Source organism: Ectopseudomonas khazarica, assembly GCF_017915135.1.
In the GTDB taxonomy this organism is placed as follows: domain Bacteria; phylum Pseudomonadota; class Gammaproteobacteria; order Pseudomonadales; family Pseudomonadaceae; genus Aquipseudomonas; species Aquipseudomonas khazarica.
Window position 1 is genome coordinate 5,350,466 of the sequence record NZ_CP068551.1, and the last position, 21,451, is coordinate 5,371,916.

Annotated in this window: 18 protein-coding genes and 1 riboswitch; of the genes, 5 read left to right on the forward strand and 13 right to left on the reverse strand. The window is 64.9% G+C overall.

Annotated elements, in window-relative coordinates; genetic code table 11:
- Positions 1–12: 12 nt before the first annotated feature.
- From JLK41_RS25160 to cobW, 3 genes are all read right to left on the reverse strand, one after another.
- Positions 13–1,623 carry an ATP-binding cassette domain-containing protein gene (locus JLK41_RS25160; RefSeq protein ID WP_210390086.1) on the reverse strand — a complete coding sequence of 537 codons (1,611 nt, stop codon included), beginning with the start codon at positions 1,621–1,623 and terminating at the stop codon, positions 13–15.
- Positions 1,624–2,488: 865 nt separating this feature from the next.
- On the reverse strand, positions 2,489–6,235 hold the full coding sequence (gene cobN, locus JLK41_RS25165; RefSeq protein WP_210390087.1) for a cobaltochelatase subunit CobN: 3,747 nt from the start codon (positions 6,233–6,235) through the stop codon (positions 2,489–2,491).
- 76 nt (positions 6,236–6,311) lie between these two features.
- A complete protein-coding gene (cobW, locus tag JLK41_RS25170; protein ID WP_210390088.1) occupies positions 6,312–7,361 on the reverse strand; it encodes a cobalamin biosynthesis protein CobW in 1,050 nt (349 codons plus the stop codon).
- 95 nt (positions 7,362–7,456) lie between these two features.
- A riboswitch (cobalamin riboswitch) is annotated at positions 7,457–7,652 on the reverse strand.
- A gap of 86 nt (positions 7,653–7,738) precedes the next feature.
- On the opposite strand from cobW, the gene JLK41_RS25175 reads away from it, so the two are divergent.
- On the forward strand, positions 7,739–8,179 hold the full coding sequence (locus JLK41_RS25175) for a cobalamin biosynthesis protein (RefSeq protein ID WP_210390089.1): 441 nt from the start codon (positions 7,739–7,741) through the stop codon (positions 8,177–8,179).
- Positions 8,176–8,931, forward strand: coding sequence for a precorrin-4 C(11)-methyltransferase (cobM, locus tag JLK41_RS25180; protein WP_210390090.1), 756 nt, complete (start codon positions 8,176–8,178; stop codon positions 8,929–8,931). Before JLK41_RS25175 ends, cobM begins: the two co-directional genes overlap by 4 nt.
- 229 nt (positions 8,932–9,160) lie before the next feature.
- Here the strand turns inward: cobM and JLK41_RS25185 are convergent, their stop codons facing one another.
- The gene (locus JLK41_RS25185) at positions 9,161–9,391 is read right to left on the reverse strand and encodes a hypothetical protein (RefSeq protein ID WP_037054745.1); all 231 of its coding nucleotides are present in this window, start codon (positions 9,389–9,391) and stop codon (positions 9,161–9,163) included.
- A 152-nt stretch (positions 9,392–9,543) separates the two neighbouring features.
- On the opposite strand from JLK41_RS25185, the gene JLK41_RS25190 reads away from it, so the two are divergent.
- Together JLK41_RS25190 and map are read left to right on the forward strand one after the other, a co-directional pair.
- Positions 9,544–9,756: a ParD-like family protein gene (locus tag JLK41_RS25190; protein WP_037054749.1), complete on the forward strand. Its 213-nt coding sequence runs from the start codon at positions 9,544–9,546 to the stop codon at positions 9,754–9,756.
- The gene (gene map, locus JLK41_RS25195; protein WP_080757102.1) at positions 9,753–10,523 is read left to right on the forward strand and encodes a type I methionyl aminopeptidase; all 771 of its coding nucleotides are present in this window, start codon (positions 9,753–9,755) and stop codon (positions 10,521–10,523) included. Before JLK41_RS25190 ends, map begins: the two co-directional genes overlap by 4 nt.
- Positions 10,524–10,537: 14 nt before the next feature.
- Here map and JLK41_RS25200 read toward each other — a convergent pair whose 3' ends face one another.
- Positions 10,538–11,155: a nitroreductase family protein gene (locus JLK41_RS25200; RefSeq protein ID WP_197738856.1), complete on the reverse strand. Its 618-nt coding sequence runs from the start codon at positions 11,153–11,155 to the stop codon at positions 10,538–10,540.
- A gap of 104 nt (positions 11,156–11,259) precedes the next feature.
- Here JLK41_RS25200 and JLK41_RS25205 point away from each other — a divergent pair, with 104 nt between their 5' ends.
- Entirely contained in the window at positions 11,260–12,153 is an 894-nt protein-coding gene (locus JLK41_RS25205) for a LysR family transcriptional regulator (RefSeq protein ID WP_047591590.1), read from the forward strand.
- Between the two features lie 22 nt (positions 12,154–12,175).
- Here JLK41_RS25205 and glmS read toward each other — a convergent pair whose 3' ends face one another.
- From glmS to atpA, 8 genes are all read right to left on the reverse strand, one after another.
- A complete protein-coding gene (gene glmS, locus JLK41_RS25210; protein WP_210390091.1) occupies positions 12,176–14,026 on the reverse strand; it encodes a glutamine--fructose-6-phosphate transaminase (isomerizing) in 1,851 nt (616 codons plus the stop codon).
- Between the two features lie 11 nt (positions 14,027–14,037).
- Positions 14,038–14,808 carry a DeoR/GlpR family DNA-binding transcription regulator gene (locus JLK41_RS25215; RefSeq protein WP_037054754.1) on the reverse strand — a complete coding sequence of 257 codons (771 nt, stop codon included), beginning with the start codon at positions 14,806–14,808 and terminating at the stop codon, positions 14,038–14,040.
- Between the two features lie 73 nt (positions 14,809–14,881).
- Entirely contained in the window at positions 14,882–15,493 is a 612-nt protein-coding gene (locus JLK41_RS25220; RefSeq protein ID WP_037054755.1) for a LysE family transporter, read from the reverse strand.
- 112 nt (positions 15,494–15,605) lie between these two features.
- A complete protein-coding gene (glmU, locus tag JLK41_RS25225; RefSeq protein ID WP_210390092.1) occupies positions 15,606–16,967 on the reverse strand; it encodes a bifunctional UDP-N-acetylglucosamine diphosphorylase/glucosamine-1-phosphate N-acetyltransferase GlmU in 1,362 nt (453 codons plus the stop codon).
- A gap of 112 nt (positions 16,968–17,079) precedes the next feature.
- The gene (locus JLK41_RS25230; RefSeq protein WP_037054758.1) at positions 17,080–17,505 is read right to left on the reverse strand and encodes a F0F1 ATP synthase subunit epsilon; all 426 of its coding nucleotides are present in this window, start codon (positions 17,503–17,505) and stop codon (positions 17,080–17,082) included.
- Between the two features lie 80 nt (positions 17,506–17,585).
- Positions 17,586–18,962, reverse strand: a complete 1,377-nt coding sequence (gene atpD / locus JLK41_RS25235; protein WP_037054766.1) for a F0F1 ATP synthase subunit beta — start codon at positions 18,960–18,962, stop codon at positions 17,586–17,588.
- 30 nt (positions 18,963–18,992) lie between these two features.
- Complete coding sequence (gene atpG, locus JLK41_RS25240; RefSeq protein WP_037054767.1) at positions 18,993–19,853, reverse strand: F0F1 ATP synthase subunit gamma; 861 nt, start codon at positions 19,851–19,853, stop codon at positions 18,993–18,995.
- 50 nt (positions 19,854–19,903) lie between these two features.
- The gene (atpA, locus tag JLK41_RS25245; protein WP_037054768.1) at positions 19,904–21,448 is read right to left on the reverse strand and encodes a F0F1 ATP synthase subunit alpha; all 1,545 of its coding nucleotides are present in this window, start codon (positions 21,446–21,448) and stop codon (positions 19,904–19,906) included.
- Positions 21,449–21,451: the final 3 nt, after the last annotated feature.

Below are 21,451 nucleotides of genomic sequence, written 5' to 3' on the forward strand. Positions count from 1 at the left end.
GCCACTGGCGTTTCACAACACCTCGTGCAGCCAGCCAGCGGCCGTCCACTGCAGGCGGTCGGTCAAGGCCAATGCGTCGAGAAAGGCGCCGTCATGGGAAACCACCAGCAGCGCCCCTCGATAGGCCCGCAGAAAGCGCTCCAGCGCCAGGCGCGAGTCGAGGTCGATTGAGTTGTCCGGCTCATCCAGCATCAGCAGTCGGGGCTGTGGCTCACGGGCCAGGACCCCGGCCAGCGCCACCTTCAGGCGCTGACCGCCACTGAGCCTGGCACAGGGCAACAACGCGGCATCAGGGCCGATGCCCAGGTGATCCAGGCGGGTACGCAGCACGCTCTGCGCGCTGCCGGGTGCCAGGCGGTGCAGATGTTCCAGCGCCGATTCCTGCGGCGCCAAACCATGCAGTTCCTGGTCGAGCAACGCCCAGGGCACCTCGACCCGACACTCGCCCGAGCGCGCGGCCAGGCGACCGCTGAGCACCGCCAGCAGGCTCGACTTGCCGCAGCCGTTGGGGCCCACGATAGCCATCCGCCGCGAGCCGAACAGCTCGACATCCGGCAACGGCGCCGAGCCGAACGGCAGGCGCAGATCACGCCAGGACAGAACCCGGCGTCCCGGCGGCAGCGGCGCCGCCTGCCCGTGCAGGGTCACCTCCCGCTCCTCGTCCAGCGCCGCCGCGGCGTCGCGCACCTGCTCGTCGAGCTTCTGGCGCTGCGCCTGCAAACGCGTGGCAACGCGCCCGGCGCTGCTCTCGCTGCGGTTCTTCTGCGTGCCCAGGAGGATTTTCGCCTGGTTGCTGTCCTTGCCCTGGCGCAGGCCGCTGGCCATGCGCTGCTGCTGACGCTCATGCTGCTGGCGCAACGCCCGCTCACCTCGCTTGCGCTCGACACGGGCGCTGCTCAAGGTCTGCCACGCAGCCTCGCGCTCCTGCTCACGGCTCGCCTGATAGAAGGAATAGTCACCGCCGTAGCTGCGCAAGCCGGAAGCCGACAGCTCGACGATACGCTGCATGCCCGCCAGCAAGTCACGGTCATGGCTGATCAGCAGCACGCCGCCGCGCCGACTCGCCAGGCGCTGGCCCAGGCGCGAGCGGCTGGCCTGGTCGAGGTGGTTGCCGGGCTCGTCGAGAATCAGCAGATCGGCATCCGCCTGCAGCGCGCCAAGCAGGGCAATGCGGCTGCATTCCCCGCCGCTCAGCTGCGCCGCCGGCGTCTGTACATCGAGGTGACCGAGGCCCTCCTCATGCAAGGCAGCTTGCAGCCGCTCGACCAGGTCCCAGCGCCCTTCGAGGCGCTCGATATCGTCCTCATGCGGCTGACCACGCATGACCCGCTGCATGGCATCGAACCAGTGTGCGCAACCCGCCAGGTCGACGACACGGGCGTCGGCGGCGGCCACGATGCGTTGCGGCAGGTAGGCGATACGCCCCTGTCGCACGACACGCCCCTCGCTGGGCTGCAGGTCACCGGCCAGCAAGCGGCCGAGCAGCGTCTTGCCAACGCCATTGCGTCCGACCAGACCCGTGTGACGGTCATCGAATACTTCGCTGAGCCCCTCGAACAGCATGACGCCATCGGCAAAGCGAAAAGAAACGCGCTCGAGCGCGATATGCGGGGAATCGGTCATCCATGCCTCCAGGCAATGCCGTGAGTACGCGCGGGCTGAAGCCGCGATCGATCACTGGTCGTGCGGACACGACGGCATTACTGACGCATTGGACGAGACTCCGACATGAAATGAGCGCTCAGGGTAAGACCCCGAGGCATCCGCGACAAGTGTTGGGTCAGCGAGGAGAAGTGTTCCGTGCCCAAGTAGTGGCGACTTGATCTGTGCCTGCTGTGGATAACTCCATCCCCTGAGTCACCCGCAAGCCGCCAGACAAGGTAGCCCGGATGAAATCCGGGAATGCGGGGTCAGGCAAACGGAAACCGTTTCAGGAGCCGCCATACCCCGTAGGGTGGGTTAGCGGCGCTGGACACGGGTCCTGCAGCCTCGTGGAAAGGCAGTGCGCCGCGTAACCCACCGAACGATGCTCGACCTAGCAACGATGGTGGGTTACGCCGCCTCACATCAGCAATCCGCCCAGGCACTGCGTCAGGCGGCTAACCCACCCTACGGGAACTGAGTCACCCGCAAGCCGCCAGACAGGGTAGCCCGGATGAAATCCGGGAGTGCGGGCTCAGGCAAACGGAAACCCTTTCAGGAGCCGCCATGCCCCGTAGGGTGGGTTAGCGGCGCAGGACACCGGTCCTGCAGCCGCGCAGAAAGGCAGTGCGCCGCGTAACCCACCGAACGATGCCCAGCCTGACAACGATGGTGGGTTACGCCGCCCCACATCAGCAATCCGCCTAAGCGCTGCGTCAGGCGGCTAACCCACCCTACGGGAACTGGGCCACCCACAAGCCGCCAGACAGGGTAGCCCGGATGAAATCCGGGGGTGCAGGTTCAGGAAAACGGAAACCGTTTCAGGACCCTACGGAAACGAGTCGCTTCAGGATTCCTCGCTGTCGAGCAACAGATTCTCCAGCGCCTCGCGGTACTCGCCGGGATGCTCCCACAGACCACGCTGCTGGGCCTCCAGCAGACGCTCGAGCATGTCGTTGAGGGCTCCGGGGTTGTGCTGCTGGATGAACTCGCGGGTGTCGCGGTCCAGCAGGTAGGCATCGGTGAGCAGCGCGTACTGGTGGTCGTCGACCAGTTCGCTGGTGGCGTCGAAGGCGAACAGGTAGTCGATGGTCGCCGCCAGCTCGAAGGCGCCCTTGTAGCCATGGCGCTTCATGCCCTCGATCCACTTGGGGTTGGCCGCACGGGCGCGCACCACGCGGTTCAGCTCTTCCTTGAGGCTGCGGATGCGCGGTGTATCCGGCTGGCTGTTGTCGCCGAAGTAGCTGGCCACCTTGAGCCCGCGCAGGGTCTCCACCGCTGCCAGCATGCCGCCCTGGAACTGGTAGTAGTCGTTGGAATCGAGGATGTCGTGCTCGCGGTTGTCCTGGTTGTGCAACACCGCCTGCATCCGCTCCAGGCGCTCGACGAAGCGCTGCCGCGCCGGCGCGCCCTCGGCGCCGCTGCCGTAGGCATAGCCGCCCCAGTTGAGGTACACCTCGGCGAGATCCTCGCGGCTCTGCCACAGGCGCTCCTCGATGGCGTTCTGCACCCCGGCGCCATACGCGCCCGGCTTGGCACCGAACACCCGCCAGCCGGCCTGGCGACGCGCCTCGGCTTCGTCCAGGCCGCCGTCCTCGAGCGCCAGCGACTCGCGCCAGACCCGCGCCGACAGCGGGTTCATGTCTTCCGGCTCGTCCAGTTCGATCACCGCCTGCACGGCATCGTCGAACAGGCGAATGAGGTTGCTGAAGGCATCGCGGAAGAAGCCCGACACGCGCAGGGTGACATCCACCCGTGGCCGGCCCAGCTGCTCCAGCGGCAGCACCTCGAAGCGTTCGACACGCTGGCTGCCCGGCTGCCATACCGGGCGCACGCCCATCAGCGCCAGCGCCTGGGCGATATCGTCACCGCCGGTGCGCATCGTCGCCGTGCCCCACACCGACAGGCCGAGCTGGCGCAGGTGGTCGCCCTCGTCCTGCAAGTGGCGTTCGAGCAGGCGCTCGGCGGCCTGCACACCGAGACGCCAGGCCGTCGGCGTGGGCAGGTGGCGCACGTCGACGGTGAAGAAGTTGCGCCCGGTAGGCAGCACGTCGAGGCGCCCGCGACTCGGCGCGCCACTCGGCCCGGCAGGGACGAAACGCCCTGACAGCGCGGCGAGCAGGCCGCCCATCTCGGCATCACCACAGGCATCCAGCAGGGGCGCGACATGCCCGGCCAGGCCATCGAGAATCGCCGCGACGTCGGCGCCGAAGGCATCGATACGCTCGCCGTTCAGGCAGCGCTCGATCAGCGCCAACGCCAGCAGCTCGAGCCGCTCACGGGTATCGCCGACCGTGCGCCAGGGGCTGTTGTCCACAGCCTGCAGGGCATCCGCACGGGCACCGTCCCAGGGCTGGCCCATGTCGCAGTCGAGCGGGTCGAGGCCCAGCTCGAGACCCCGAGCCAGCGCACGCAGCAGGCTGGCGTTGGCGCCCTGGCCGTCGCCGCGGGGGATGCGCAGCAGCGCCAGCAGGGTGTCGCGACGCAGTTGTCCACAGGGCGATTCGCCGAACACATGCAGGCCATCGCGGATCTGCGATTCCTTGAGGTCGCACAGGTAGGCGTCGAGCTGTGGCAGCCAGCTGTCACCGTCGTCATTCAGTTGCAGGCCCAGCTCGCGGTCGAGGCTGGCCTCGCGCACCTTGGCCAGGATCTCGCCGCGCAACTCGACGGCGCGGCGCTGGTCGAGCTGGCTGGCGTCGTAGTACTCGTCGGCCAGGCGCTCCAGGTCGCGCAACGGGCCGTAGCTCTCGGCGCGGGTCAACGGCGGCATCAGGTGATCGATGATCACCGCCTGGGTGCGCCGCTTGGCCTGCGCGCCCTCGCCCGGATCGTTGACGATGAACGGATAGACGTTGGGCAGCGGGCCGATCAGCGCCTGGGGCCAGCAGCTCGCGGAGAGACCGACGCTCTTGCCCGGCAGCCATTCCAGGTTGCCGTGCTTGCCGACATGGACCAGCGCATCGGCGGCGAACGCCGTGCGCAGCCAGGCGTAGAAAGCGATGTAGCCATGCGGCGGAACCAGGTCGGGGTCGTGATAGACCGCCGCCGCGTCGAGCTGATAGCCACGCGCCGGCTGGATGCCGACGAAGGTCAGGCCGAAGCGCAGGCCGGCGACCATCATCCGCCCGCTGCGGAACATCGGGTCGTCCTGCGGCTCGCCCCAGCGCTCGCGCACTGCCTGCTGGTTGGCCGCCGGCAGGCGGTGGAAGAACGCCAGGTAGTCGTCCAGCGCCAGACTCTGCGCACAGGGGCGCATGTCGAGACCATCGAGGTCGTTGGTGACGCCACCGAGCAGGCTGTGGATAAGCGCCGTGCCGCTGTCCGGCAGGCTATCCACCGGGTAACCCTCGGCCTGCAGGGCGCGGAGGATGTTCAGCGCAGCGCCCGGGGTATCCAGACCGACCCCGTTGCCAATCCGCCCGTCACGCGTCGGGTAGTTGGCAAGAATCAGCGCAATACGTTTGCTTTCATTGCTTTTATTCGCAAGATCGCACCATTTTCTCGCCATTTCCGCGATATGAGACATGCCCTGCTCATGCGCCTGGTAGCACACCACATCGCTCTGGCTGCGCTCGCTGCGCCAGGCCAGGCCCTTGAAGCTGATCGCCGTGCCGATCAGGCGCCCGTCCAGCTCCGGCAGCACCACGTGCATGGCCAGGTCGCGGGCACCCAGGCCCTGGGCGCTGGCCTGCCACTGCGCCTGGTTATCCAGCGCGCAGATCGCCTGCAGCACCGGAATGTCGCGGCGGAACGGTCGATTCTGCGGCGCCTCGGGATTGGACAGGGCAAAGCCGGTGGTGTTGATGATCAGGGCGGTGGCGGTTTCATCCAGCCAGTCCTGCACCTGGGCCAGGCAGGCCGCCTCCTTGAGGCTGGCCACGGCGATCGGCAGCGGGTTGAGCCCCTGGTGGCGCAGTTGCGCACAGAAGGCATCGACGAAGGCGGTGTTCGCCGCCTGCACGTGATTGCGGTAGAACAGCAGCGCCACCACCGGCGCACCGGGCTGCCAGTGCGCCTGCCAATCGGCCAGCGTGGCCGGACTGCGGTGCGGGTGATAGAGCCCGACCCGGGGCAACGGCTGCGGCTCGACCCAGCTGTCGCTGCGTCCCAGCCAGCGACTGCCGATGAAACGGAACAACTGCTGTGCGTTGTCCAGCCCGCCCTGGCGCAGGTACTGCCAGAGACGGCAGCTGTCGTCCTCGCAGGCGTTGCCCATGGCCATCAGCTGCGGATCGGGCTGATCGTCGCCCGGCACCATGATCACCTGCGCACCGAGCCCGGCCAGTTCGACCAGGCGTTCGATCCCGTAGCGCCAGTAGCTCACCCCGCCATGCACGGAAATCAGGATGACCTTCGCATGCTGCAGCACCTGCTCGACGTAGAAGTCCACCGATGCGTGGTTGCTCAACTGCGCCGGGCTGGCCAGGCGCAGGCTGGGGTAATCGTCCGGCAACTGCCGGGCGGCCTCGGCGAGCAGAGACAGGTGCGAGTCGCCGGTGCAGAGAATCACCAGCTCGGCCGGCGTCTGGCCAAGGTCGGCAATGCTGTCGGCCGGCAGCTGGGCGCCGGGCTGGGTGCGTAATAAATGCATGGTCGATCCGTGGGAGGGGTTTTCAGCCGCGACGATCAGCGAGCCAGGTCGTGGCTGAAGCCCCTCCCATGCTCACTCAGGCCAGCGCCGCTTGCAGCTCGGCCTGAATGGCCGCACGGTCGAGCTGCTGGCCGATCACCACCAGACGGCTGATGCGCGGCTCGTCGGCTTGCCAGGCACGGTCGAAGTGACGGTCGAAGCGCTGACCCACGCCCTGTACCAGCAGACGCATCGGTTTGCCGGGGATGGCGGCGAAGCCTTTCACCCGCAGGATGCCGTGCTTGACCACCGCCGCCTTCAGCGCAGCCAGCAGGCGCGACTCCTCGGCTTCCGGTAGTTCCACGTGGAACGAGTCGAATTCTTCATGATCGTGATCCTCGTCTTCATCGTCATGATGGGTGCGACGATTCTCGATATGCAGCTCGGTTTCGCTGTTCAGTCCCAGCAGCACATCCATCGGCAGATCGCCGCCATGCGCTTCGATCACCTTCACCGCCGGCGGCAGCTCCTCGGCGACTTCCGCGCGTACCGCCGCCAGCGCTTCGGCATCGAGCAGATCGGCCTTGTTGAGGATCACCAGGTCGGCACTGGCCAGCTGATCGGCGAACAGCTCATGCAGCGGCGACTCATGGTCGAGGTTGGGATCCAGCTTGCGCTGCGCGTCGACCTGCTCGGGGAAGGCGGCGAAGGTGCCTACGCTCACCGCCGGGCTGTCGACCACGGTGATCACCGCGTCGACGGTGCAGGCGTTGCGGATTTCCGGCCAGTTGAAGGCCTGTACCAGCGGTTTGGGCAGGGCCAGGCCACTGGTCTCGATGAGGATATGGTCGAGGTCGCCACGGCGCGCCACCAGCTCGCGCATCACCGGGAAGAACTCTTCCTGCACGGTGCAGCACAGGCAGCCGTTGGCCAGCTCGAACACGCGGCCGCTGGCCTCTTCCTCGCTGCAGCCGATGGAGCACTGCTTGAGGATCTCGCCGTCGATCCCCAGCTCGCCGAACTCATTGACGATCACCGCGATGCGACGGCCGCCGGCATTGGCCAGCAGGTGGCGCAGCAGGGTGGTTTTACCGGCACCGAGAAAACCGGTGACGATGGTGACAGGCAGTTTGGCGAGGGTTTGCATGAAAGGCCCCGTGGCGACGATGAATTCGGCGGACGGGTACGGGCAGACAGGCACGCGCGAGCATGCAGGCCGCATCGGATCACCCCGTCCGAACAGTTGGCTGACGAAACGAGGCAGGTCTCCTGGCTCACGGTCTGCACAGGGTGCGCCCTTCACCTTCCCGCCCTGGGCAGTGGTGTATCGAAGGGTTTGAGACCGTTCACAGTTGCGGGGGCAGCCAGGGCATCGACCCTGTTCCCTCTTAGCTTCACGACAACCGCGCCGTGAAGAACCTCGAATGCGCGAAGGCTACGCAGGCCACGGCGGCCGGTCAATCACGGTTGACCGCCGGCAGGTGCCATGATGAGCTACGCCCCCGTCCAAGCCGAATGCCGCTCATGCTGCCGACCCCCTCCGCACGCCATCCAGCCTCGCCGATGCAGGTCGTTGCCGGGCTGGGCTGCAGAAGTGGCTGCGCCATGCAGGAGCTGCTCGACCTGCTCGTCGACAGCCTGGCGCAGCATGAGCTGACGCTGGGCAACCTGGCAGGACTGGCCAGCAGCGCCCACAAGCGCAACGAGGCGGGCCTGCAGCAACTGGCCGAGCATCTGCAGCTGGAGTTGCACCTGTTCACGGCCGCAGAGCTCTCGCCCTACCAGCCACCAGCACCCGGCAACCCCCGTGTCCAAGCAGCCACTGGCGCTGCTGCCGTGGCCGAGCCCTGTGCGCTCGCGCTGGCCAGACGCATGGGCAAGAGCACGGCGCACCTGCTTGGCGAAAAACGCAAAACCGCCAGGGCAACCTGCGCCCTGGCAGCATTCACGAGAGAGTCCGCATGACCGTCTATTTCATCGGGGCCGGCCCCGGCGACCCCGAGCTCATCACCGTCAAGGGCCAACGGCTTATCCACAGCTGCCCGGTGATCCTCTACGCCGGCTCGCTGGTGCCCGAAGCCGTGCTGCAGGGCCATCGCGCCGAGCAGGTGGTCAACACCGCCGAGCTGCATCTCGGGGAAATCGTCGAGCTGCTACGCCTGGCCCATGAACGCGGCCAGGACGTGGCTCGCGTGCATTCCGGCGACCCTTCGCTGTACGGCGCCATCGGCGAACAGATCCGCGAATTACGCCGCCTGGGCATTCCCTTCGAGATCGTTCCCGGCGTCACCGCCGCCGCCGCCTGCGCGGCGTTGCTGGAAAGCGAGCTGACCCTGCCGGGCATCGCCCAGACGGTGATCCTCACCCGCTACGGCACCACCTCGCCGATGCCCGAAGGTGAACAGTTGCACGATCTCGCCCGGCATCGGGCGACCCTGGCCATCCACCTCGGCGTGCGCCAGCTACCCGCCATCGTCGGCGAACTGCTGCCGCACTATGGCGCCGACTGCCCCGTCGCGGTTATCCACAGAGCGACCTGGCCGGACCAGGACTGGGTGCAAGGAACGCTCAGCGACATAGAGGAGAAGGTCGCAGCCAAGGACTTCCGCCGCACGGCGCTGATCCTCGTCGGCCGCGTGCTCGACCCGGGCGCCTTCGCCGAGTCGGCGCTGTATGACGCCGCGCACCGTCATCTCTATCGCCCGAGCAGCGACTGAGCCGAGCTGCGCTGGCGATAAACTGCACAAAGCGCTGAGAGTACCGTAAACAGAGGCCTGCAGAACCTTATCAACAGGTTAGAAAAGAACTTATCCCAACTCTTTGTGGATAGCCCTGAAACAAGGCTCAGTTTTTGTACAACTGCCTGAAACGCCCTGAGCACAAGGACTTCAGCCAGGTATCACGAGGATATCCACAGGATGATCCACGCCAACTGTTAGCAACCGCTCAAAGCTGTACTTCCAACCGCTTGATACCCACCGCCCGCAACTCGACCACCAGCTCGTCGAGGCTGGCAAAGCTCTCGACCTGTTCGGCCGCATCCACCAGGAAGAAGCTGCGCCCGGCGTCTTTCTTGAAGAAGACGATCCACTCGGCGGTATTGGCCGGGTTCGCCATGATCTGGGTGTCGAACATGACCCCTTCAGCCGTTCTGCGTTTTACATCCGCACGTTTCATCGTTTCTCCCGTTTCAACCTGACTGCAATGTCCTGCCATCGCACCTGCCATGCGAACAGCCCCCACAGTTTAAAGGATGGCGCCCCCTGTTGAAGAAACTGACGAAACGTGGCTATATGATTTATATACGAATCATATAGCCAGGAGGTTCCATGGGTATCGTCAACATCGATGACGAACTGCACGACCAGATTCGCCGGGCGAGCAGCGTGTCGCATCGCTCCATCAATGCTCAGGCCGGGTTCTGGATTCGCATCGGCATGCTCTGCGAAATGAACCCGACGCTGAGTTTCAACGACGTGATGGCGGCCGAGATGCGCGCAGCCGGCATTACCGTGCAGCCGAGCCTGGCAGCGACCTCATGACCAAGACCGCGCAGGAGATAGCGCTGATGGCCGAGTCCGGCAGGTTGCTGGCGTCGGTGTTCGGCTATCTCGATCGTCTGGATCTGCTCGGCCTGTCGACGCTGCAGGTCAACGACCTTGTGGAAAAGTACATCGTCGACACGCTCGAGGCGCGCCCGGCGAGCAAGGGCCAGTATGGATTCGCCTATGCCATGAACACCTCGCGCAACGAGGTGGTGTGCCATGGCGTGCCCAGCGCCAGCGACATACTGCGCGATGGCGATCTGGTGAACTTCGATATCACCCTGGAGAAGAACGGCTACATCGCCGATTCCAGCAAGACCTACCTGCTCGGCTCCGTTTCAGAAGCCGGGCGCAAGCTGGTCGACGTCACCTACGAAGCCATGTGCAAAGGCATCGAGGCGGTGCGCCCGGGTGCCCGCCTCGGCGACATAGGCCACGCCATAGAACGGCATGCACGGGCCCATGGGTATTCGGTGGTTCGCGAATACTGCGGTCACGGCATCGGCCGGGACATGCACGAGCCGCCCGAAGTGCTGCACTGGGGCAAGGCCAATACCGGCCTGACCTTGCGCGAAGGCATGACCTTCACCATCGAGCCCATGCTCAACCTGGGCAAGGCGGATGTACGCACGCTGGCCGATGGCTGGACGGTGGTCACCTGCGATCGCAGCCTCTCGGCGCAGTTCGAGCACACGGTGGCGGTCACCCGTGATGGCGTCCGTGTGCTGACCCTGCGCCCGGACGAGCAGCGCCTGGGCGCCTGAGCCGGGCGCCGCTCTCACGCCAGCTCGAGAATCTCCTTCACCGGGCGGCGCGGTTTCTGCGGCCAGTTGTTGGCCTGCGCCTTGCCCAGAGTCACCAGCATCACAGGGATTTCCTCGTCGCCCAGGGCGAAGGCACGGCTGACGCCGGCGATGTCGAAACCACTCATGGGGCTGGCTGCCAGCCCCAGTGCCTGGCCAGCCAGCATCAGGTTCGACGCGGCGAAGGTGGCGCTGCGCACGGCCTCGTCACGCCGGCTGTGTGGCACCTCGGCATACATTCGCGCAGCGCTGGACTGCCAGCTGAGCGCCATCTCGCTCGGCATCAGCCCCGACGCCACCGCAGGCGACAGGCGCTCGCCAAGCGACTCGGCGCACGGCAGCACGCCGCAGACAATGAAGGTCACAGCCGCTTCGCTGACCTTGGGCTGGTTCCAGGCCAGCTCGCGCAGGCGCTGTTTGCCCACAGCGCTGCGCACCGCGACGAAGCGCCAGTTCTGCAGGTTGAACGCGCTGGGCGCGCGCCCGGCCCAACCGATCAGGGCTTCGATGCTGGCGTCGTCGAGCTGGTACTGCGCGTCGAAGTGGTTGACCGAGTTGCGTTGTTCGATGGCGGCAAGCAGAGGGTGGGTCATGGCGATGTCCTGTCGTGAGTGAATGATCGACAGGTTAGTTACATGGACCCTGGTTGATAATCTCGTTTATCGTGTGATGACCATTCACTAGAAGTTGATAATCGATGGATCGCCTGACCGCCCTTGCCGTGTTCCGCCAGGTCGTCGAACGTGGCAGCTTCGCCGCCGCCGCCCGCCACCTGAAGCTTTCAGCGGCCGCCGTGAGCAAGAACATCGGCGAACTGGAAGCCCACCTGGCAGTCCGCCTGCTCAACCGCACGACACGCTCCATGAGCCTCACCGAGGCTGGCCAGCGCTACTACGAGCAGGTGGCGCGAATCCTCGACGACCTGCAGCAGGCCGACAGCTCCCTGGGCGAGCTGCAGGCGACTCCCAGCGGCACCCTGCGCGTCAGCGCGCCGATGTCGTTCAGCCTGGTCTGCCTGGCCGATGCCATCCCGCGTTTTCTCGCCCGCTACCCCGAGCTGACGCTCGACCTGCAGCTCGATGACCGTCGTGTGGACATGATCGCCGAGGGTTTCGATCTGGCGGTGCGCGGCAGTGATCGTCTGGAGGACTCGAGCCTGGTCGCTCGCCCGCTGCTGACACTGCGCCATGTGCTCTGCGCCGCCCCGCAATACCTGCGCCGGCACGGCACGCCGCAGGTACCGGAGGACCTGCAGGCGCTGGAGTGCGTGCAGTTCTCGCTGTCCGGGCATGCCCGTGAATGGGTGTTCCAGCGCGGTGAGCAGGTGCGCCGCCTGGAGGTGTGCGGACGCTACAGCGTCAACTCCAGCCTGGCGTTGTGCGCCGCACTGCGCGCCGGCCACGGTATCAGCCTGGTCCCGGAGATCTACGTACGCGACGACCTGGCCCAGGGCAGGCTGCAGCCGCTGCTCGAAGACTGGCAGATGATGCAGACGCAGCTCTACGCCATCTACCCGTCACGCCGTCAGTTGCAGGCCAAGGTCCGCGTGTTCATCGACTTTCTGCTGGAGGAACTGGGCCAGCAGGCATGAGCTGCCGGCCCGGCGAAAGCCGTTATTCGACCGTCACGCTCTTGGCCAGGTTGCGCGGCTGGTCGACGTCGGTGCCCTTGAGCACGGCGACGTAGTAGGACAGCAGCTGCAGCGGCACGGTGTAGAGGATCGGTGCCAGCAGGTCGTGGATATGCGGCATGGCCACCACGTGGGTGCCCTCGCCGTTGCTCATGCCTGCCTGCTGGTCGGCGAAGACGATCAGCTCGCCGCCACGCGCACGCACTTCCTGCAGGTTGGACTTGAGCTTCTCCAGCAGCTCGTTGTTCGGCGCCACGGTGACCACCGGCATGTCGGCGTCGACCAGGGCCAGCGGACCATGCTTGAGCTCGCCGGCCGGGTACGCCTCGGCATGGATGTAGGAAATCTCCTTGAGCTTGAGCGCACCTTCCATCGCCACCGGGTACTGCGCGCCACGGCCAAGGAACAGGCTGTGGTGCTTCTCGGCGAACAGCTCGGCGATCTTCTCCACGGTCTTGTCCATGGCCAGCGCCTCGCCCAGGCGCGTCGGCAGGCGCCGCAGCTCTTCCACCAGCTCGGCGCTCAGCGCCTTGTCCAGGGTGCCGTGTACCTGCCCGAGCGACAGGGTCAGCAGCATCAGGCCGACCAGCTGGGTGGTGAAGGCCTTGGTCGAGGCCACGCCGATTTCCGGGCCCGCCTGGGTCAGCAGGCACAGGTCGGACTCGCGCACCAGCGAGCTGGTGCCGACGTTGCAGATCACCAGGCTGGCCAGGTAGCCGCCCTGCCCCGGCGCCTTCTCCTTGGCATTGCGCAGCGCCGCCAGGGTGTCGGCGGTTTCACCGGACTGCGAGACGCTGACGAACAGGGTGTCCGGCTGCACCGCGACCTTGCGGTAGCGGAACTCGCTGGCCACTTCGACCTGGCAGGGAATGCCGGCCAGTTCTTCCAGCCAGTAGCGGGCGACCATGCCGGCGTGGAAGCTGGTGCCGCAGGCGACGATCTGCACGTTCTTCACCTTGGCGAACAGCTCGGCGGCCTGCGGGCCGAAAGCCTGCACCAGCACGTGATCGCTGCCCAGACGGCCTTCCAGGGTGCGCTGCACCACCTTGGGCTGCTCGTGGATTTCCTTGAGCATGAAGTGGCGGTATTCGCCCTTGTCCGCAGCCTCGGCACCCTCGTGGTACTGCACGGCTTCACGCTGTACCGGGTTGCCGCTGGCATCCCAGATCTGCACGCCATCACGACGGATTTCGGCGATATCACCCTCTTCCAGGTACATGAAACGGTCAGTGACCTGGCGCAGGGCGAGCTGGTCGGAGGCGAGGAAGTTCTCGCCCAGGCCCAGGCCGATCACCAGCGGGCTGCCGCTGCGGGCGGCGAGCAGGCGATCCGGCTGCCTGGCGCTGATCACGGCCAGGCCATAGGCACCATGCAGCTCGGGAATGGCCGCCTTGAGCGCGGCGCTGAGGTCGCCGAACTGCTGCAGCTTGTGGTCGAGCAGATGGACGATGGTCTCGGTGTCGGTATCGGAGGTGAAGACGTAGCCCAGGCCCTTGAGGCGCTCACGCAGCGCCTCGTGGTTCTCGATGATGCCGTTGTGCACCACCGCCAGTTCGTGCCCGGAGAAGTGCGGGTGCGCGTTGCGCTCGCTGGGTGCGCCGTGGGTGGCCCAGCGCGTGTGGGCGATGCCCAGGCGGCCCGCCAGGGGCTCGTCCTGCAGGGCCGCCTGCAGCTCGCTGACCTTGCCGACACGGCGGCGGCGGTCGAGCGTGCCTTGCTCGGTCAGCAGTGCCACACCGGCGCTGTCGTAGCCGCGATACTCCAGGCGCTTGAGGCCTTCGACCAGGATCGGGGTGATGCTGCGCTCAGCGATGGCGCCAACGATTCCACACATGGGGCTCTCCTTCAGTTTTCCAGCGGCGCGAGGATCAGCTGGATGCCGCGCGCGCGTATCTGTTCGGCAGCCTGGGCATCCAGGCGCTCGTCGGTAATCAGGGTATGGACGCTGCTCCAGGGCAGTTCCAGATTGGGGATGCGTCGACCGATCTTGTCGCTCTCGACCATGACGATGACCTCGCGGGCGACTTCGGCCATCACCCGCGACAGCCCCAGCAGTTCGTTGAAGGTGGTGGTGCCACGCTCCAGATCGATGCCATCGGCGCCGATGAACAGCTGGTCGAAGTCGTAGGAGCGCAGCACCTGCTCGGCGACCTGGCCCTGGAAGGACTCCGAGTGCGGGTCCCAGGTGCCGCCGGTCATCAGCAGGACGGGCTCGTGCTCGATGTCGCGCAGGGCATTGGCCACGTTGAGCGAGTTGGTCATCACCACCAGCCCCGGCCTGTGCCCCAACTGGGGAATCATCGCCGCCGTGGTGGTGCCACTGTCGATGATGATCCGCGCGTGCTCGCGGATGCGCGCCACGCCGGCGCGGGCGATGGCCTGCTTGTGCGGGGAAACCGGCTGGGCGCCGTCGCCGATCAGTTCCTGGGGCATGGGCACCGCACCGCCATAGCGACGCAGCAGCAGGCCGTTCTTTTCCAGCGCGGCGAGGTCCTTGCGAATCGTCACCTCGCTGGTGGCGAAGTGCTGGGCCAGCGCATCAACCGACACCTCACCCTGCTCGGCGAGCAGGGCCAGGATGGTGTGGCGACGCTGCGGTGTGTTGCGCTTCGACATGTTTAAGTTTCGATTCGAAAGATAATGGCGCGAATCAAAACATAAGGCCGTTCGCTCTGCAAGCAACCGTCGGTCAGTTGAGGGTCAGCTTCACCCCGAAGCCCAACAGGCTGAGCCCCGCCAGCTTCTCCAGGCCACGGGCGATACGTGGATTGGCGCGCATGCGCTCGGCGAGAAAGTGAGTCAGCAGCACGATCAGCAGCCCGTAGAGGAAGGTCAGCGCCATGATGGTCACGGCCATGAAGCCGAAGGTGATCAGCCCCTGATGCCGCTGCGGATCGATGAACAGCGGGAAGAACGCCATGTAGAAGATGATCGCCTTGGGGTTGAAGACGGTGATCATCAGCGTCTGCCACAGGTAGTGGCGCGGCTCGATATTCAGCGTCGGCGCAGCCCCCGGCTTGGCCAGCAGCATGCGCAGGCCGAGATAGATCAGGTAGGCCGCCCCCAGCCATTGCACCAGGTAGAAGGCTGTCGGATAGGCCTTGAGCAGCGCGGCGACACCGGCCACCGCCAGCCACAGCAGCACCTGGTCGCCGAACATGATGCCGAAGGTGGAGGCCAGCCCGCCGCGAATGCCGCCCTTGCCGGTGGACAGGATCAGCGCCAGGTTACCGGGGCCGGGAATGGCCAGCAGGATGATGAAGGCCACCACGAAGGCGGCGTAATCCGTCACACCGAACATGAAGTCAACTCCAAGCCACAAGCCACAAGCCACAAGCCACAAGCCACAAGCCACAAAGCATAGAGGAAATGGCGTCAGCCAGGGCTCTTACTTGCAGCTGGAGGCTTGCAGCTCATCGCTGCTTTTGCGGGCGTTTCCAGCCCTCGATGTTGCGCTGTTTGGCCCGACCGACGGCCAGGGTGTCTGCCGGCACGTCGCTGGTGACCACCGAACCGGCGCCCGTGGTGGCACGATCACCAAGGTTGACCGGCGCCACCAGGGCGCTGTTGGAACCGATGAACACGTCCTCGCCCATCACCGTCCGGAACTTGTTGGCGCCGTCGTAGTTGCAGGTGATGGTGCCTGCGCCGATGTTGCTCCGCGCACCGATCTCGGCATCGCCCAGGTAGCTGAGGTGACCGGCCTTGGCGCCCTCGCCCAGCACGGCGTTCTTCAGCTCGACGAAGTTACCCACATGGGCCCTGGCCCCCAGTCGGGTGCCCGGACGCAGACGCGCGAACGGACCGCAGTCGGCGCCCTCGCCCATCTCGGCACCTTCCAGATGACTGTTGGCCTTGACGATGGCGCCCTTGCGCAGGACGGAGTCCCTGATCACGCAGTTCGGACCGATCTGCACGTCGTCCTCGATCACCACCCGGCCTTCGAGGATCACGTTGACGTCGATCAGCACGTCACGTCCCACCGTCACCTCGCCGCGCAGGTCGAAACGCTGCGGATCGCGCAGGGTCACGCCCTGCGCCATCAGGCGGCGCGCGGCGCGCTGCTGATAGTGGCGCTCCAGCTGCGCCAGCTGGATACGGTCGTTGGCCCCCAGCACTTCCATCTCGTCGGCCGCCTGCTCGGTGGCCACGATCAGGCCATCGGCGACGGCCATGGCGATCACGTCGGTGAGGTAGTACTCGCCCTGCGCGTTGCTGTTGGACAGGCGCCCCAGCCAGTCCCCCAGGCGCTTGCCCGGAACCGCGAGAATGCCGGTGTTGCCTTCGCGGATGGCCCGCTGCGCGTCATTGGCGTCCTTGTGCTCGACGATCGCCTGCACCACGCCGTTGTCATCACGGACGATGCGGCCGTAGCCTGTCGGGTCGGCCAGCTCGACGGTGAGCAGCCCCAGCTGGTCATCACTGACCAGGGCCAGCAGGCGTTCGAGCGTCGCGCTCTCGATCAGCGGCACGTCGCCATAGAGGATCAGCACGGTGTCGGCGCTGAGCTGCGGCAGCGCCTGAGCAACGGCGTGGCCGGTGCCGAGCTGCTCGGCCTGAATGACGAAGTTCAGGTCGGCGGCGGCCAGGCGCTCGCGCACGGTAACGGCGCCATGCCCGATCACCACCTGGATGCTGCTGGGCTGCAGACTGCGTGCGGTGGCGATGACATGCCCGAGCATGGGCTTGTCAGCGACCGGGTGCAGGACCTTGGGCAGGGCGGAACGCATGCGGGTGCCTTGCCCTGCAGCGAGGATGACGATATCGAGCGACATGAACGACGATTCCTTGGCAGCCTCCGTCGCGGGGCGCCGGAGGGTGAAACGGCAGAAATGAAAAAGGGTAGCCTAGGCTACCCTTTCTCTTGCAACGGTTGAAGTGGGGGCCTCAGCCGCCGAACTTCTTGCGCAGTTGCTGGACGGTACGCAGCTGGGCTGCGACTTCGGCCAGGTGAGCGGCGGCGGAGCTGTAGTTGAACTCAGCACCCTGCTCGCTCAGCGCTTTCTCGGCGGCCTTGAGGGCCTCCTGAGCAGCGGCTTCATCGATGTCTGCTGCACGCTGCACGGTGTCGGCGAGAACCTTGACCATGTTCGGCTGCACTTCGAGGAAACCACCGGAGATGTAGAACACCTCGGCTTCACCACCCTGCTTGATCAGGCGGATCGGGCCCGGCTTCAGGTCGGTGATCAGTGGCGCGTGGCCTGGAGCGATACCCAGATCACCCAGGTTGCCGTGCGCAATCACCATCTCCACCAGGCCGGAGAAGATCTCCGCTTCCGCGCTGACGATATCGCAATGGACTGTCATAGCCATACGCTTGCCTCAGGTTGCAGGCTGTGGACAACCCAGGTTATCCACAAACCTGATGCGCCCGTTGCCAGGCGCATGGGTGATTACAGTTTCTTCGCTTTCTCGATGGCTTCGTCGATGCCGCCAACCATGTAGAAAGCCTGCTCCGGCAGGTGGTCGTAGTCGCCCTTGAGGATACCGCTGAAGCCAGCGATGGTGTCCTTCAGGGAGACGTACTTGCCTGGGGAACCGGTGAACACTTCGGCCACGAAGAACGGCTGGGACAGGAAGCGCTGGATCTTACGAGCGCGCGATACCAGCTGCTTGTCCGCTTCGGACAGCTCGTCCATACCCAGAATGGCGATGATGTCCTTCAGTTCCTTGTAACGCTGCAGCACGTACTGAACGCCACGAGCGGTCTCGTAGTGTTCGTTGCCGATGACGTTCGGATCCAGCTGACGGCTGGTGGAGTCCAGCGGGTCAACGGCCGGGTAGATACCCAGGGAAGCGATGTCACGGCTCAGTACGACGGTGGCGTCCAAGTGGGCGAAGGTGGTCGCCGGGCTCGGGTCGGTCAGGTCGTCCGCAGGTACGTATACGGCCTGGATCGAGGTGATCGAACCTTTCTTGGTGGAGGTGATGCGCTCCTGCAGAACGCCCATCTCTTCGGCCAGGGTCGGCTGGTAACCTACTGCCGACGGCATACGGCCGAGCAGTGCGGATACTTCGGTACCGGCCAGGGTGTAACGGTAGATGTTGTCGACGAACAACAGTACGTCACGGCCTTCGTCACGGAACTTCTCGGCCATGGTCAGGCCGGTCAGGGCGACGCGCAGACGGTTGCCTGGTGGCTCGTTCATCTGACCGTAGACCAGGGCTACCTTGTCCAGAACGTTGGAGTCCTTCATCTCGTGGTAGAAGTCGTTACCCTCACGAGTACGCTCACCCACACCGGCGAACACGGAATAACCGCTGTGCTCGATGGCGATGTTACGGATCAGTTCCATCATGTTCACGGTCTTGCCGACACCGGCACCACCGAACAGACCGACCTTACCACCCTTGGCGAACGGGCAGACCAGGTCGATTACCTTGATGCCGGTTTCCAGCAGGTCGTTGCCGCCCGCTTGCTCGGCATAGCTCGGCGCAGCGCGGTGGATTTCCCACTGCTCTTCTTCACCGATGGGGCCGGCTTCGTCGATCGGGTTGCCCAGCACGTCCATGATACGGCCCAGGGTCGCTTTACCGACCGGTACCGAGATGGCCTTGTTGGTACGAGTGATGTCCAGACCGCGCTTGAGGCCTTCGGTCGAACCCATCGCAATGGTACGCACCACGCCGTCGCCCAGCTGCTGCTGAACTTCCAGGGTGGTTTCGGCGCCGACTACTTTCAGCGCCTCGTATACGGCTGGCACCTGATCACGCGGGAATTCCACGTCGATAACGGCGCCGATGATTTGAACGATACGTCCGCTACTCATCTTTGGTTCCTCTGAATATTTGAACCGTTCTTAAACCGCGGCAGCGCCGCCGACGATTTCCGAAATCTCTTGGGTGATCGCTGCCTGACGCGCCTTGTTGTAAATCAGCTGCAGGTCTTTGATGAGCTGGCCAGCGTTGTCGGTGGCGTTCTTCATCGCGATCATCCGTGCAGCCTGCTCGGCCGCATTGTTCTCGACCACTGCCTGGTACACCTGGGATTCGACGTAGCGAACCATCAGGCCTTCGAGCAGTTCCTTGGCATCGGGCTCGTACAGATAGTCCCAGTGATGCTTGAGGTCTTGATCCGGATCGGCCACCAGCGGAACCAACTGCTCCACTGTAGGCTTCTGCGTCATGGTATTGATGAACTTGTTCGAGACCACGGACAGACGGTCGATACGCCCCTCGAGGTAAGCGTCGAGCATGACCTTGACACTACCGATCAGGTCGTTGATCGACGGCTCTTCGCCGAGGTGGCTGATCGCAGCGACGACATTGCCACCAAAGTTGCGGAAGAATGCCGCACCCTTGGAGCCAATCACGCAGAGATCGATCTCCACGCCTTGCTCGCGATCTTTCGCCATGTCCTTGACCAGGGCCTTGAACAGGTTGGTGTTCAAGCCACCGCACAGACCACGGTCACTGCTCACCACTACATAACCGGCGCGCTTGACGGGGCGCTCGATCATGAAGGGATGGCGGTACTCCGGGTTGGCGTTGGCCAGATGACCAATCACCTGGCGGATACGCTCCGCGTAGGGACGGCTAGCAGCCATGCGCTGTTGTGCCTTGCGCATTTTGCTGACCGCCACCTTTTCCATGGCGCTGGTGATCTTCTGCGTGCTTTTGATGCTCGCAATCTTGCTGCGAATCTCTTTTGCGCCTGCCATTTCACACCTATCGGGTTAGCAGGCGGGCGTCTTGCGACGCCCGCTGCGGCTTACCAGGTTTGGGTGGCTTTGAACTTCTCGATACCGGCTTTGATGCCCGCGTCGATTTCGTCGTTGAAGTCACCTTTCACGTTGATCTTGGCCATCAGATCGGCCAGCTCACGGTTGAAGTAGCCCAGCAGGGCCGCTTCGAAGGCGCCAACTTTGTTCACTTCCACGTCGGTCAGGAAGCCACGCTCGGCAGCGTACAGAGACACGGACATGTCGGCGATCGACATGGGTGCGTACTGCTTCTGCTTCATCAGCTCGGTAACGCGCTGACCGTGCTCGAGCTGCTTGCGGGTGGCTTCGTCCAGGTCAGAGGCGAACTGGGCGAAGGCCGCCAGTTCACGGTACTGAGCCAGAGCGGTACGGATACCACCGGAGAGCTTCTTGATGATCTTGGTCTGAGCGGCACCACCCACACGGGATACCGAGATACCGGCGTTGACGGCCGGACGGATACCCGAGTTGAACATGGCCGATTCCAGGAAGATCTGACCGTCGGTGATCGAGATCACGTTGGTCGGAACGAACGCGGAAACGTCACCCGCCTGGGTTTCGATGATCGGCAGAGCGGTCAGGGAACCAGTCTTGCCAGTCACGGCGCCATTGGTGAACTTCTCGACGTATTCCTCGGAAACGCGGGAAGCGCGCTCCAGCAGGCGGCTGTGGAGATAGAACACGTCGCCCGGGTAGGCTTCACGGCCTGGCGGACGGCGCAGCAGCAGGGAGATCTGGCGGTAGGCAACGGCCTGCTTGGACAGGTCGTCGTACACGATCAGGGCGTCTTCACCGCGGTCGCGGAAGTATTCGCCCATGGTGCAGCCGGAGTACGGCGCCAGGAACTGCAGTGCGGCGGATTCGGAAGCGGAAGCGGCCACCACGATGGTGTTGGCCAGCGCACCGGTTTCTTCCAGCTTACGCACGACGTTGGCGATGGTCGATTGCTTCTGACCGATAGCCACGTACACGCAGCGGATACCGCTGTCTTTCTGGTTGATGATGGCGTCGACGGCCAGAGCGGTCTTACCGATCTGACGGTCACCGATGATCAGCTCGCGCTGGCCACGGCCGACCGGGATCATGGCATCGACCGACTTGTAACCGGTCTGTACCGGCTGGTCGACGGACTTACGCCAGATCACGCCCGGTGCAACCTTCTCAACCGCGTCAGTTGCCTGAGCGTTGATCGGGCCTTTGCCGTCGATCGGGTTACCCAGTGCGTCGACGACGCGGCCCAGCAGTTCCGGACCAACCGGGACTTCCAGGATGCGACCGGTGCACTTGGCGCTCATGCCTTCGGCCAGGCTGGTGTAAGCACCCAGCACAACGGCACCGACGGAGTCTTGCTCCAGGTTCAGTGCCATACCGTAGACACCGCCCGGGAACTCGATCATTTCGCCGTACATGACGTCGGCCAGACCGTAGATACGCACGATACCGTCGGAAACGGAGACAATGGTGCCTTCGTTGCGGGCTTGGGAGGCGACGTCGAGTTTCTCGATGCGCCCCTTGATGATTTCACTAATTTCGGAAGGATTGAGTTGCTGCATAGC